Below are 13434 nucleotides of genomic sequence, written 5' to 3' on the forward strand. Positions count from 1 at the left end.
CTCACGTCTGCGCCCCTCCAGTGTGTCGTCGTCCGGCTCGCCGGAGTGTGTCGTCGTCCGGCTCGCCGGAATGTGGTCGTTTCTGACCGGTCGCGGAACCGGCCGCGGTGGCGCGCGCCTGGTGGACGCGCCCCCGGCGTAACAGTAGCGCCGAGCCGATCAGCGACGCCGTCAGCGAGGTCAACAGGACCGCAGCCTTCGCCGTCTCCACCTCGGCTCCTTCGAGCGCGAGTTCGGCCACCAGAAGGCTAACGGTGAACCCGATCGCACCGAGCACCGACAGCGCGAACATGTCGCGGAAGCCGAGGTTTCCCGGCTTCGTGGCGATGCCGAGCCGGACCGCGGCCCACGAGACGCCGAAGATGCCGACGGTCTTGCCGACCAGCAGGCCCAGGATGATCGCCAGCGCGATGCGGTCGGTGAACATCGACTCGAGCACCTCTGGACCCAGCGGGACCCCGGAGGCGAACAGGGCGAACACCGGCACGCAGAACCCGGCGGAGAACGGCTGGATCCGGTGCTCGAGCCGGGTCGCGGGGGCCTCCGCCTCGCCCGGGTCCTTGCGCACCCTGGTCAGCAGTCCGATGGCGACGCCCGCGAGGGTGGCGTGGATGCCCGCCTCGTGCATCGAGTACCAGGCGAGCAATGCCAGCGGGACGTACAGCAGCGGGGTGGTGATCCGCCGGTGCTGCGCGTACGCGTAGACGGCCAGGCAGGCGACCGCGCCGAGCAGCCACAGCATCGCGATCGAGGTGGTGAACAGCGCGGCGATGATGATGATCGCGAGCAGGTCGTCGACGACCGCGAGGCTGAGCAGGAACACCCTGGCGCTGGCCGGGATCCTCGACCCGGTCAGCGCGAGCACGCCGAGGGCGAAGGCGATGTCGGTGGCGACCGGGATCGCCCAGGCCTTCTCGATGCCGGGGGTGCCCCAGCCGACCGCCAGCGCGATCAGCGCGGGCAGGATCACGCCGCCGACCGCCGCGATGATCGGCAGCAGGGCCTTCTTGCGGTCGGCGAGCTCGCCGACGACCAACTCGCGTTTGAGCTCGAGGCCCGCGACGAAGAAGAACACCGCCAGCAGGCCGTCCTGGGCCCAGGTGTTCAGGCTCAGGTTCAGATGGATCGCGCTCGGCCCGACCTGAAAGTCCCGCAGGGCGGTGTAGGCGTCGGCCCACGGGGAGTTCGCCCAGATGACCGCGACGGCCGCCGCCACCAGCAGGATCGACCCTCCGACGGTCTCGGTGCGCAGATAGCGGGTCAGTTCGGAGCGGAGCGGTTGGATCACGTCAGGTTCTCCCGAAGGTCGCGGGCGTACAGGTGTGCCATGTGCCGACCAGACTTCCCGGCGCTCCGATGGCAGCTTAACGCGATCTTGATACCGCTCGGCGCAAACACCTCGCGCTGGATTGCCCCGGAAACGGCGGGAGTGATCTGCTTCCTGAGGTTTGGGCGGCGGATGTCCATTCCGTGGAACAGGTGTGCAGGAGAATCGGATGAGCAAAGCCCCGGACGTGCTGGTCGACGAGGCGGTTGCCGCGAAGGACGCGGTGCCCCGTAGTCGGATCGTGGTGGCCAGCATGATCGGCACCTCGATCGAGTTCTACGACTTCTACATCTATGCGACAGCGGCGGTCTCGGTCTTCCCGCACCTGTTCTTCCCCAAGGGGAACGGCACCACCGCGCTGCTGGCCTCGCTGGCCACCTTCGGCCTCGCGTTCGTCGCCCGTCCGCTCGGCTCGATCGTGTTCGGCCACTACGGCGACCGGATCGGCCGCAAGGCCACCCTGGTCGGATCGCTGCTCACCATGGGCATCGCGACGTTCGTCATCGGGCTGCTGCCGACATACCACTCGGTCGGGCTCATCGCCCCCGCGCTGCTGGCCCTGATGCGTTTCTGCCAGGGCCTCGGGCTCGGTGGCGAATGGTCGGGGGCGGCGCTGCTCGCGACCGAGACGGCGAAGTCCGGCAAGCGGGCCTGGGCGGCGATGTGGCCGCAGCTCGGCGCGCCGATCGGGTTCTTCCTGGCCAACGGGCTGTTCCTGATCATCACCCTGTTCATGGGCCACGACAACGCGAACCCCGACCTGGACAGCGCATTCCTGACCTGGGGCTGGCGAATCCCGTTCCTGCTCAGCGCGATCATGGTGATCATCGGCCTGTACGTGCGGCTGAAGCTGGAGGAGACCCCGGTCTTCGCGCGCGCCGTCGAGCGCGGCGAGAAGGTCAAGACCCCGCTGGCGACGGTGTTCAAGACGAGCTGGCGTCAGCTGATCATCGGCACCTTCGTGATGCTCGCGACGTACACCCTCTTCTACATCATGACCACCTGGGTGCTGAGCTACGGCACCGGAAAGACCGTCGCCGCAGGCGGCACCGGGCTCGGCTTCAAGTACTCGGATTTCCTTGTGCTGCAACTGATCGCCGTGTTGTTCTTCGCGGCGGGCGTGCCCATCACCGGCTGGCTCGCGGACCGGTACGGTCGGCGCATCACCTTGCTGGTCGCCACCGGCGCGATCATGGTCTTCGGGCTGACGTTCTCGGTGGCCCTCGACCCCGAGAAGATGACCGACGCTCGGATGCTGGTCTTCCTCATCGTCGGAATGCTGTTGATGGGCTTCACCTTCGGCCCCATGAGTGCGGTGCTGCCGGAGCTGTTCCCGACCAATGTGCGCTACACCGGCTCGGGTATCGCCTACAACACGGCGAGCATCCTGGGTGCGGCGGTGGCGCCGTTCATCGCGACCTGGCTCGCGACCAGTTACGGCGTCGGCTGGGTCGGCATCTACCTGCTCGCGGCGGGCGCCCTGACGTTCGTCGCGCTGCTGGTGATGCGTGAGACCAAGGACACCTCGCTGGACGCGCCCGAGCTCGATCCGCGCGGGGCCGAGCTCTAGGCCTGAACCGTCCGCCGGATCACCACCACCACGCCTGCGCTCACCGCCAGCAGGACCGCAAGGGCGGCGAGCAGGCCCCAGTTCGGGCCCGAGTCGGATGGCGCCGCGTCCCCGTACAGATCCCGCTCCTGTTCGGCGCCGGCCCGGAGTTCCGCCGCCCCCGGATAGCCAGGGGCGAGGGTCAGCACCTGGTCGAAGTCGGCGATGGCGGCGGTGTAGTTGCCGTCGTAGTAGTGCTCGATCCCCGCGCGGTAGGCGGTGTCGGCAGGCCCGAGAGCCGGGGTGACGCCCTTCTCGCGCATCAGATCCGTGAGTCCGCGCGCCGGGGCGACGAAGGCGAACGGCTGTGTCTGCCCATGGATTCCGAAGCTGTTGACCCCGACCGCCACGCCGCCGAGGTCGGCGGTGGGGCCTCCGCTCATGGCCTCGGACACCTCCGCGTCGGTCTGGTAGACCGGGACGATTCCGGTGGCCTTCTTGGCGCTGATCTCGCCGCCCGATACCGCGGGCCGTAGCGACGGCTCGGCCGCGGTATCGGTGTTGCCGGGGAATCCGGCCGACACCACCGGCGTGCCCAGGTCGACGCCGTCATCGGTGCTCAGCTCGGCGGCCGCAAGGCCACCCCGCTGGACCTTGAGCAACGCGACATCCCCCGCGGTGAGCGGCACCAGGCCGGTGACCTCGGCGGGGAGTGCCTCGCCCTCGGCGGTCCCACCGGCGATCACGGTCATGGCGGTGGTTGGGCTCGATCCGGGCTCGTCGCCCTCGACCCGCCAGTTCGACTGGGCGGTCTCGTTCACGAGCGCGGGATCGAGGGTGGGGATCACGTGCACCGCCCAGTCGACCGCGGTTCGCAGGAGGGCCTCGCGGGCACCCTCGGCGCAGTGGCCTGCCGTGGCCACCCAGCCGTCCGGGTTGACGACGAATCCGCTACAGCGCCAGCCGGTTACGAAGGGGTCTACCTTGATCGGCTGGCCGTCGGGAAAGCGGACCCAGCCCCTGACCTCCGCCTTGACCAGGACGACGGACGGGGTGACGAGGGCCGCCGCGCGTTGCTCCGGGCTCGGCACGGGACGTTCGGGGGATTCCTGGTCGCCGAGCGCGACGGCGGGGGAGCCGACGAGCGCCGCGAGCAGCAGCACGAGCAGGGCGGCGAACCTCGTTCGCCGGCGCCGATCAGGCATGACGGTCTCCGTTCGAGCTCGGACCCGCGGCTCACCCGTGAGCGTCACTCGGCTCGGCACTCGTCATGAATGGGACTGTGGGCCATCGCTGACGGACCCATGGTAGGCCAATCCGGCACGGCCGGGAAGGTTCGCGAGGGCGGCCCGCGACTGGGCCACACGCGAGACGAGACGGCGGTGCCCCCGTGCGTTCGAGCCGCACGGGGGCACCGCCGTGGTGAGGGGAGCGGGGGTCAGTTGCCCCGGATCGCATCGAACACCTTGGGATCGACCAGCGTCGAGGTGTCGCCCAGATCGCGGCCCTCGGCGACGTCGCGGAGCAGTCGGCGCATGATCTTGCCGCTCCTGGTCTTCGGCAGCTCGGGGACGATGGTGATCTGGCGCGGCCGGGCGATCGGGCTGATCTCCGTCGACACCTGGACCTTGAGCTCGGCGATCAGCGTCTCGCCCGTGTTCTCGGCGCCCTCGCGCAGGATCACGAACGCGACGATGCCCTGGCCGGTGGTCTCGTCGGCGGCGCCGACCACCGCGGCCTCGGCCACGCTGTGGTGCCCGACCAGCGCCGACTCGACCTCGGAGGTGGAGATCCGGTGGCCGGAGACGTTCATGACGTCATCCACGCGGCCGAGCACCCAGAGGTCGCCGTCCTCGTCGTAGCGTGCGCCGTCCCCGGCGAAGTACCAGCCCTCCACGGCGTACCGGGACCAGTAGGTGTCCTTGAAGCGCTCCATGTCGCCCCAGATGCCGCGCAGCATCGACGGCCACGGCTGGTCGAGCACCAGGTAGCCGTTGCCACCGGCGCCGAGCGGCTTGGCATCGTCGTCGACGATCTTCGCGGAGATGCCGGGCAGCGGCGCCATCGCGGAGCCCGGCTTGGTGGCCGTGACGCCGGGCAGCGGGGAGATCATGATCGCGCCGGTCTCGGTCTGCCACCAGGTGTCCACGATCGGGCAGCGCTCGCCGCCGATCACGTCGCGGAACCAGCGCCACGCCTCGGGGTTGATCGGCTCGCCGACGCTGCCCAGCAACCGCAGCGAGGACAGGTCGTGCGCGTCGGGGATTTCGCGGCCCCACTTCATGAAGGTTCGGACCAGGGTCGGTGCCGTGTAATAGATACTGACGCCGTACTTCTCGATGATGTTGAAGTGCCGGTGCTCATCCGGCGAGTTCGGGGTGCCCTCGTAGACCACCTGGGTGGTCCGGTTCGACAGCGGCCCGTAGACGATGTAGCTGTGCCCGGTCACCCAGCCGATGTCGGCGGTGCACCAGTAGACGTCCTTGCCCGCCTTGTGGTCGAAGACGTTGTGGTGGGTGTACGACGCCTGGGTGAGGTAGCCGCCGGAGGTGTGGATGATCCCCTTGGGCTTACCCGTGGTGCCCGAGGTGTAGAGGATGAAGAGCGGGTGCTCGGCGTCGAAGGCCTGTGCCTCGTGCTCGGGCGAGGCCGTGGCCACCGTCTCGTGCCACCAGAGGTCGCGGCCCTCGGTCCACTCGACATCGATGTCGGTGCGCTTGACCACCAGCACGTTCTGGACGGATTCCGCGCCGTCGACCGCGGTGTCGACGGCGGTCTTGAGGGGGGCAGCCTGCCCGCGGCGCCACTGTCCGTCGGTGGTGATGACCAGCTTGGCCTCGGCGTCGTCGATCCGCGACCGCAGCGCGGATGCGGAGAAGCCTGCGAAGACAACCGAATGGGTCAGGCCGAGCCGGGCGCAGGCCAGCATCGAGACGATCGCCTCGGGGACCATCGGCATGTAGATGGCGACGCGGTCGCCTGCCACGAGGCCGAGCTCGGTGAAAGTGTTTGCGGCCCTGCTCACCTCGGCGAGCAGGTCGTTGTAGGTGACGTCGCGGCTGTCGCCGGGCTCGCCCTCCCAGTGGATGGCGACCTGGTCGCCGTGGCCGCTCTGGACGTGCCGGTCGACGCAGTTGTACGCGACGTTGAGCTTGCCGCCGACGAACCACTTGGCGACCGGGGCGTCGGACCAGTCAAGGACCTCGCTCCACGGCTCGTGCCAGTGCAGGCGGGAAGCCTGATCGGCCCAGAACCCCAGCCGGTCGGCATCCGCTGCGGCCTGGAGCTCCGGGCCTGCATTCGCGGTCGCGACGAACTCCGCGCTCGGCGGGTAGCTCGTCGCGTGCTCGGCTGCGTTGGTATCGGCGGTGCTACTGGTCATGTCGCCCGTGCCCTCTTTCGGTGATCCTGGGGGCGCTTTTCGCGCCTTTGTGAGGGTAGTCACATGACACGGTGAGCGCATCGTTGCAATAGGTTGCAACCCCCGGATCTGCGGTGATCGGTCCCGTGGGTGCGCCCGATGGTCGACGTGGGCGACGAACGGATCGATCCACCAGGTATCCGGGGCGTTGCGATTGCCCGACGACTTGGTCCCGACCGGGACAAACGCCGGACACCCGGACACTGTGTGGTTAGTCTTCGCGGTGGTTAGTCTTCGCGGCATCCACGGTCGGCCGTGTGCGCGCCGCGCTCACCCGGCGTGCCGACGGCGGCGTCTTCGTGTGAACGAACAGGAGGCGACTCTTGAAGTTCCACAGGGTGACCGCACTGACAGCGTTCGCGTTGTCCGGGGCACTGGTGCTGTCCGCGTGTTCGTCGACCTCCGACGGCGGCAGCGGCATGGTCACGGCCAACGGCAGCGAACCCCAGAACCCGCTGATCCCGACGAACACGAACGAGAACGGCGGCGGACGCATCGTCGACCGGCTCTTCGCCGGACTCGAGTCGTACGACGCGAGGGGCAACCTTCAGCACGAGGTCGCCCAGTCGATCGAGACCACGGATTCGAAGTCGTTCGCGATCAAGATCAAACCCGACTGGACCTTCACCGACGGGACACCGGTCACCGCGAAATCCTTCGTGGACGCCTGGAACTACGGCGCCCTCTCGACGAACGCCCAGCTGCAGTCCAGTTTCTTCGAGCCGATCGTCGGCTACGACGAGGTCGCCGCAGGCCCGCCAACCGCGCAGACGATGTCCGGGCTCAAGATCGTCGACGACACCACGTTCACGGTCGACCTCAAGCAGCCGACCGCGGACTTCCGGCTGCGGCTCGGCTTCACCCCGTTCTACCCGTTGCCGGAGGTGGCGTTCCTGGACATGGCCGCGTTCGGCGAGCGGCCGGTCGGAAACGGTCCCTACGAGTTCGCGGACGGCGACGCGTGGCAGCACAACGTCAAGCTGGACCTGGTGCCGAACCCCGACTACCGCGGCAACCGGAGCCCGAACAACGGCGGCCTGAGCTTCGTCTTCTACAGCTCGCTCGACACCGCCTACTCGGACCTACAGGCCGGAAACCTGGACGTCCTCGACACCGTCCCGGAGAGCGCGCTCAGCACCTTCAGGTCGGATCTCGGTGACCGCGCCCTCGAGGCCCCGACCGCGCAGAATGCGCAGATCGGCATCCCGGGAAACCTGCCGCACTTCGCCGGGCCGGAGGGCGGTCTGCGCAGGCAGGCACTGTCGCGGGCGATCGACCGCGGGCAGATCACCCAGCAGATCTTCCAGGGCATGCGCACGCCCGCGCGCGACTTCACCGCGAGCTCGCTGCCCGGGTTCAACGCGAACCTGCCGGGAGTTCGGGCGCTCGAGTACGACGCGGGGGTCGCGAAGTCGCTGTGGGCGCAGGCCGACGCACTCTCCACGTGGAGCGGCCGGTTCGAGATCGCCTACAACTCCGACGGCGGCCACCAGGCGTGGGTCGACGCGGCCGCCAACAGCATCCGGAACACGCTCGGCATCGACGCGGTCGGCGCGCCGTATCCGACGTTCAAGCAGATCAGGACCGAGATCACGAACCGGACCATCGGGTCCGCGTTCCGGTCCGGCTGGCAGGGCGACTACCCGTCAATCCTCGAATTCCTCGAGCCGCAGTTCGTCACCGGTGCCGGCTCCAACGACGAGGACTACTCGAACCCGGCGTTCGACGACCTGGTCCGCAGGGCCGAGGCCGCAACCGACGAGGACGAGTCGTTCGCGCTCGCCGGGCAGGCGCAGGAGATCCTGCTCCTGGACCTGCCCGTGCTCCCGCTGTGGGACTACATCGCGGCGGCCGGGCACTCCGAGGCGGTGAGCGACGTGCAGATCAGCTGGAACGGCCTGCCGATGTACGAGGCGATCAAGAAGTCCTGACGCCGTGCCACACGGCCGGAAGGAAGTGACCTGGTGGGGTGGTACATCGGGCGGAGACTGCTGCAGATGATCCCCGTGTTCATCGGGGCGACGCTGCTCATCTACGCGATGGTGTTCCTGATCCCGGGCGACCCCATCCAGGCGCTCGCGGGCGACAAGCCGCTCAGCCCCGCCGTGGCGGACCAGCTGCGCGAGCGATACCACCTCGACCGGCCCTTCATCGTGCAGTACCTGCTCTACCTCAAGGGCATCTTCACCCTCGACTTCGGCACCTCGTTCTCCGGCCAGCCGGTGCGGGACGTGCTGGCCAGGGCGTTCCCCGTCACCATCAGGCTCGCGTTCATGGCGATCGTCATCGAGGCCGCGTTCGGCATCTTCTTCGGTGTCATCGCCGGGTTGCGCAAGGGCAAGGCGTTCGACGCGACCCTGCTGGTGCTCAGCCTCTTCATCATCGCGGTGCCGGTATTCGTGATCGGCTTCCTGGCTCAGTTCTTCCTCGGCGTGCGGTGGGGGATCGCCCCGGTCACCGTCGGTGCCGATGCCAGCTTCTCGAGACTTCTGGTGCCCGCCATCGTGCTTGGCCTGGTCTCCTTCGCGTACGTGCTGCGGCTGACCAGGACATCCGTGGCCGAGAACAAGGACGCCGATCACGTCCGCACCGCCACAGCCAAGGGCTTGAGTCGTCGCCGCGTCGTGGTGGTGCACATCCTGCGCAACTCGCTGATCCCGGTGGTCACCTTTCTCGGCGCCGACCTGGGAGCGCTGATGGCGGGCGCGATCGTCACCGAGGGCATCTTCAACATCAACGGCGTCGGCGGCACGATCTACCAGGCCGTGATCCGTGGCGAGGCCCCGACCGTTGTGTCCTTCGTGACGGTGCTGGTGGTCGTGTTCCTGGTGGCCAACCTGCTGGTGGACCTGCTGTACGCCGCGCTCGACCCGAGGATTCGCTATGCCTGATCCGGACCTCCCCGGGACACCCGATCGCGCATCCCCGCAGGCGCGCGCCGGGCAGAACTACTTCGTCGCCGGACCGGACGAGGTGGAGGCGCTCGGCGTCGATCGGCTCGACGAGGCCTCGCCGCCGACCAGCATGTGGCGCGATGCCTGGCGCGGACTGCGGCGCAACCCGATGTTCCTCGTCTCGGCCCTGCTGATCCTCTTCGTCCTCGTTGTGGTCGCGGTGCCCGGACTGTTCACGGGTCAGGACCCGCGAATGTGTCTGGGGCAGAACAGCATGCGGGGACCGGGCGCCGGGCATCCGTTCGGGTTCGACCTGCAGGGTTGCGACATCTTCGCCCGCACCGTGTACGGCGCGCGGGCCTCGGTGCTCACCGGCGTCGGCGCGACCGCCATCTTCCTGCTCATCGGTGGCACCGTCGGTGCCCTCGCAGGGTTCTACGGCGGTCGGCTCGATGCGGTCGTCTCCCGGATCACCGATGTCTTCTTCGGCATCCCGCTCATCCTCGCGGCGATCGTGATGATGCAGCTGTTCCGGAACCGGAGCATCTGGACGGTGATGCTGATCCTGGCCCTGTTCGCCTGGCCGCACGTGGCCAGGATCGCAAGGGGTTCGGTCATCTCGGTGCGCGGCAACGACTTCGTACTCGCGGCGACGGCGCTGGGCGTCTCCCGATTCCGCATCCTGTTACGGCACGTGCTCCCCAACGCGATCGGTCCGGTGATCGTGGTCACCACGATCTGGCTCGGCGTCTTCATCGTCACCGAGGCGACGCTGTCCTATCTGGGCATCGGGCTGCCGCCGAGCGTGGTGTCCTGGGGAGGGGACATCAGCACCGGTCAGAGCCGACTGAGGTCCGGTTCGGGGATCATCTTCTACCCCGCGGCGGCGCTGGCGGTCACGGTCCTTGGCTTCATCATGCTCGGCGACGCCCTGCGCGATGCGCTGGATCCGAAGGCGAGGAAGCGATGATCGAGCTCATGTGCGAGCCGAGGAAGCGATGATCGAGCCCATGTGCGAGCCGAGGAAGCGATGAGAGACCGCGAGCCCGGTCCGCTGCTCGAGATCCGCGACCTCAGCGTCGACTTCCGCTCCGGCGGTCGCGCGGTACCCGCGGTGCGCGGGGTGAGCCTGACCGCCTATCCGGGGCAGACCGTGGCGATCGTGGGGGAGTCGGGCTCGGGCAAGTCGACCGTGGCCCACGCCATCATCGGCCTGCTGCCGGGTACAGGAATTGTCACCTCGGGGGAGATCCGTTTCGACGGGAGGGACCTGGTCGGGGCGTCGAAGGCGGACCTGGTGGCGGTCCGGGGCCGCGGCATCGGGCTGGTTCCGCAGGACCCGATGTCGAACCTGAATCCGGTGTGGAAGATCGGCTTTCAGATCGCGGAAACCCTGGCGGCCAACGGGATCGCGAGGGGGAAGGCGGCCAGGGCGCGAGCGGTCGAGCTGCTCGCCGAGGCGGGCCTACCGGATGCGGGGCACCGGGTCGATCAGTATCCGCACGAGTTCTCGGGCGGTATGTGCCAGCGTGCGCTCATCGCCATCGGGCTGTCCTGCCGGCCGAAGCTCCTGATCGCGGACGAGCCGACCTCCGCCCTTGACGTGACGGTGCAGCGGCAGATCCTCGACCATCTCGCCGGGCTGACCGGCGAACTCGGCACGGCCGTGCTGCTGATCACGCACGACCTGGGCCTCGCGGCGGAACGGGCCGAGCATCTGGTGGTGATGCACCAGGGGCGGGTCGTCGAATCCGGACCGGCCCGCCAGATCCTCGGCGATCCGCGGCACGCATATACCCGGAAACTGGTGTCCGCCGCGCCGTCCCTGGCCTCGCAGCAACTCGAGTCCGTCCGGGCCCGCGCGCGCGCCGTGGAGGTGGCCGAACACGCCGCGGCGGCGGACGGCGGGCCCCTGCCGGCAGGCGGCGACGTCATGGTGGCCTCGGACCTGGTCAAGGAATTCAGGACCCGGGGCGGTGCGCCGTGGCGGCACACCGCATTCACGGCGGTCGACTCCGTGTCGTTCCGCCTCGAGCGCGGGACCACGACGGCGATCGTCGGTGAGTCCGGGTCGGGTAAATCGACTGTGGCGCACATGGTTCTGGGGCTGATGAAGCCGACCTCGGGGACCGTCACCTTCGAGGGGCGCGACCTGGCGGAGTTCGATGCGAAGGCCACATTCGCATTCCGGCGCCAGGTGCAGCCGATCTTCCAGAATCCGTACGGATCGCTGGACCCGATGTACTCGATCTACCGCACCGTCGAGGAGCCGCTGCGCACCCACCGAGTGGGGGACAGGGGCGAGCGGGAGCGGATCGTGCGCGAGCTGCTGGACAGGGTGTCGCTGCCGAGCTGGGTGCTGCGGCGGTACCCCAACGAACTCTCCGGTGGCCAGCGGCAACGGGTGGCGATCGCGCGGGCACTGGCACTGGGGCCCGAGGTGCTCGTCTGCGACGAGGCGGTCTCGGCGCTGGACGTGCTCGTGCAGGCGCAGATCCTGAACCTGCTGGGCGATCTGCAGGCCCAGCTCGGCCTGTCGTACCTGTTCATCTCACACGATCTGGCGGTGGTGCGGCAGATCGCCGACGACGTGGTGGTGATGAGCAGGGGCCGGGTGGTCGAGGCCGCCACGACGGTGGAGGTGTTCGACAACCCGCAGCACGAATACACCAGGAGGCTGCTCGAGGCGATCCCCGGCCGCGATCTCGTGCGGGGGTCCTGAGACCGAACGGTCTGGCTCATATGACGTGCACGGTGGTTCAGTGGAGGGGTGGACCAGCATCTGAGTGTGCTCACCCTCGGCGTCGTCGACCCGGCGCGATCGCACGCGTTCTACGTCGGCGGACTGGGATGGACGCCGACGCTCTACGTCCAGGGCGAGGTGCTGTTCCTGCAGATCGGCTCCGGCATGCTGCTCTCGCTGTGGTCGGTCGACGAGATGGTGCGGGAGGCCGGGCCGACGGCGCCGGTGGCGGGCGAGCAGGGTCGGGCCCCCATCACCCTCGGTCACAACGTCGGCAGCCCGGGGGAGGTGGACGAGGTCCTCGCGACCGCGGCGCGAGTAGGGGGAACGGTGCTGGTGCCGGGTGCCCAGCGGGCCTGGGGCGGGTACAGCGGGTACTTCACCGATCCGGACGGCTACCGCTGGGAGATCGCGCACAACCCGGGCCTGGTGGTGCACGAGGGCGGTCGCGTCACCATCGGGGAGGCCGGCCCCGCGGGCGCGGGGGACCGATAGCCGTGCCGCCCGGCCTCCTCGCTCGCGTGACCGATGGGGCCGCCGGGTAGCGTTGAGCAGCGTGAACGACCCCCTGCAGCCCCTGGTGGACCTGCCCGGCGTGCGCGAAGCCGCCGACCGGGCACGCGATGCGCTCGGCGAGGTGCACCGGCACAAGACCAATCGCCGTGGTTGGCCGACGACCGCGGCCGAGGCGGCCATCCGCGCAGCGCGGGCGTCCGCGTCCATCGACGGGGGCAGCACCGAACTGCCCGCCGAGGGCGAGGAGGGCGACCCGATCCTGGCGGGTGCGCTGCGGGTGGCCCAGGCCATCGACGGCGACGCGCTCACCATCATGGTGCCGACCTGGCAGCGGGCGCCGCTCCAGGCGCTGGCCCGGCTGCACCTGCTCGCGGCGGCCGACCTGGTCACCGACCAGTCCACGCTTGGCCGACCGCGGACGGACCCCGGGGTCGCGGAGCGGCTCGACGGTCTCGCACAGTTGGTCACCGGCGGAACGAAGGCGCCCGCTCCGGTCCTGGCGGCCGTGGTGCACGGGGAGTTGTTGTCGTTGTCCCCGTTCGGTGCCGCCGACGGGGTCGTCGCGCGGGCCGCGTCCCGACTGGTGGCGGCGTCGACCGGGCTGGATCCCCACAATCTGGGTGTGCCCGAGGTGAGTTGGCTGCGGCGGCAGCAGGCGTACCGCGACGGTGTCACGGGCTTCGCGTCGGGAACCGCAGAGGGTGTCGGCAGCTGGGTGATCCTGTGCTGCGGCGCGATGGAGGCCGGGGCGCGGGAGGCCATGTCGATCGCGGACGCCGCGGCCGCGGGCTGATCCGCTCGGGGTCGGACTTCGTCTGGGAGGCAACGGCACTGGGCTCGGTGCGTCAACGGCCCCGGACGCAATGCGAGCGGCGCTGCCGACTCTCGTCGACTTCGCCGCCCGCTAGCACGGATCGCCGGGTTACCAAGCGTGCTTTGGTGGGTTGTGTGTCCGGCCTCGGCGTAGGCTCGAGCATCGTCAGT

At 69.2% G+C, this 13434-nt stretch carries 10 protein-coding genes; 7 read left to right on the plus strand and 3 right to left on the minus strand.

Annotated features, from left to right (window positions below):
* Position 1: 1 nt before the first annotated feature.
* The gene (nhaA, locus tag C8K38_RS18180) at positions 2–1288 is read right to left on the minus strand and encodes a Na+/H+ antiporter NhaA (protein ID WP_097212829.1); all 1287 of its coding nucleotides are present in this window, start codon (positions 1286–1288) and stop codon (positions 2–4) included.
* A 208-nt stretch (positions 1289–1496) separates the two neighbouring features.
* Between nhaA and C8K38_RS18190 the strand changes: the two genes are divergently transcribed.
* Positions 1497–2897: an MFS transporter gene (locus C8K38_RS18190; RefSeq protein WP_097212831.1), complete on the plus strand. Its 1401-nt coding sequence runs from the start codon at positions 1497–1499 to the stop codon at positions 2895–2897.
* On the opposite strand, the gene C8K38_RS18195 is transcribed toward C8K38_RS18190, so the two are convergent.
* Together C8K38_RS18195 and acs are read right to left on the minus strand one after the other, a co-directional pair.
* Positions 2894–4081: a S1 family peptidase gene (locus tag C8K38_RS18195; protein ID WP_097212832.1), complete on the minus strand. Its 1188-nt coding sequence runs from the start codon at positions 4079–4081 to the stop codon at positions 2894–2896. The two genes, C8K38_RS18190 and C8K38_RS18195, sit on opposite strands and share 4 nt — an antisense overlap.
* Before the next feature lie 233 nt (positions 4082–4314).
* A complete protein-coding gene (gene acs, locus C8K38_RS18200) occupies positions 4315–6258 on the minus strand; it encodes an acetate--CoA ligase (protein ID WP_097212833.1) in 1944 nt (647 codons plus the stop codon).
* 377 nt (positions 6259–6635) lie between these two features.
* Here acs and C8K38_RS18210 point away from each other — a divergent pair, with 377 nt between their 5' ends.
* The 6 genes from C8K38_RS18210 to C8K38_RS18235 all read left to right on the plus strand — a co-directional run bounded on the left by C8K38_RS18210 (position 6636) and on the right by C8K38_RS18235 (position 13243).
* Positions 6636–8228 carry a peptide ABC transporter substrate-binding protein gene (locus C8K38_RS18210; RefSeq protein ID WP_373560271.1) on the plus strand — a complete coding sequence of 531 codons (1593 nt, stop codon included), beginning with the start codon at positions 6636–6638 and terminating at the stop codon, positions 8226–8228.
* A 33-nt stretch (positions 8229–8261) separates the two neighbouring features.
* Positions 8262–9188 (plus strand): ABC transporter permease, encoded by a 927-nt coding sequence (locus C8K38_RS18215; protein WP_097212836.1) that lies wholly within the window; start codon positions 8262–8264, stop codon positions 9186–9188.
* On the plus strand, positions 9181–10161 hold the full coding sequence (locus C8K38_RS18220; RefSeq protein WP_097212837.1) for an ABC transporter permease: 981 nt from the start codon (positions 9181–9183) through the stop codon (positions 10159–10161). The genes C8K38_RS18215 and C8K38_RS18220 overlap by 8 nt, the downstream gene beginning before the upstream one ends.
* 60 nt (positions 10162–10221) lie before the next feature.
* Positions 10222–11913: a dipeptide ABC transporter ATP-binding protein gene (locus C8K38_RS18225; protein ID WP_097212838.1), complete on the plus strand. Its 1692-nt coding sequence runs from the start codon at positions 10222–10224 to the stop codon at positions 11911–11913.
* Between the two features lie 48 nt (positions 11914–11961).
* Positions 11962–12429, plus strand: a complete 468-nt coding sequence (locus C8K38_RS18230; RefSeq protein WP_097212839.1) for a VOC family protein — start codon at positions 11962–11964, stop codon at positions 12427–12429.
* Positions 12430–12490: 61 nt separating this feature from the next.
* Positions 12491–13243 carry an oxidoreductase gene (locus C8K38_RS18235; protein WP_097212840.1) on the plus strand — a complete coding sequence of 251 codons (753 nt, stop codon included), beginning with the start codon at positions 12491–12493 and terminating at the stop codon, positions 13241–13243.
* Positions 13244–13434: the final 191 nt, after the last annotated feature.

Source organism: Rhodococcus sp. OK611 (genome assembly GCF_003050885.1).
Lineage (GTDB): Bacteria > Actinomycetota > Actinomycetes > Mycobacteriales > Mycobacteriaceae > Rhodococcus_G > Rhodococcus_G oryzae.

Bases quoted from the DNA above. Each gene is read 5' to 3' on its own strand.
- C8K38_RS18220 (WP_097212837.1), top strand. From the start codon at position 9,181: ATGCCTGATCCGGACCTCCCCGGGACACCCGATCGCGCATCCCCGCAG.
- C8K38_RS18225 (WP_097212838.1), top strand. From the start codon at position 10,222: ATGAGAGACCGCGAGCCCGGTCCGCTGCTCGAGATCCGCGACCTCAGC.
- C8K38_RS18195 (WP_097212832.1), bottom strand. From the start codon at position 4,081: ATGCCTGATCGGCGCCGGCGAACGAGGTTCGCCGCCCTGCTCGTGCTG.
- acs (WP_097212833.1), bottom strand. From the start codon at position 6,258: ATGACCAGTAGCACCGCCGATACCAACGCAGCCGAGCACGCGACGAGC.
- C8K38_RS18190 (WP_097212831.1), top strand. From the start codon at position 1,497: ATGAGCAAAGCCCCGGACGTGCTGGTCGACGAGGCGGTTGCCGCGAAG.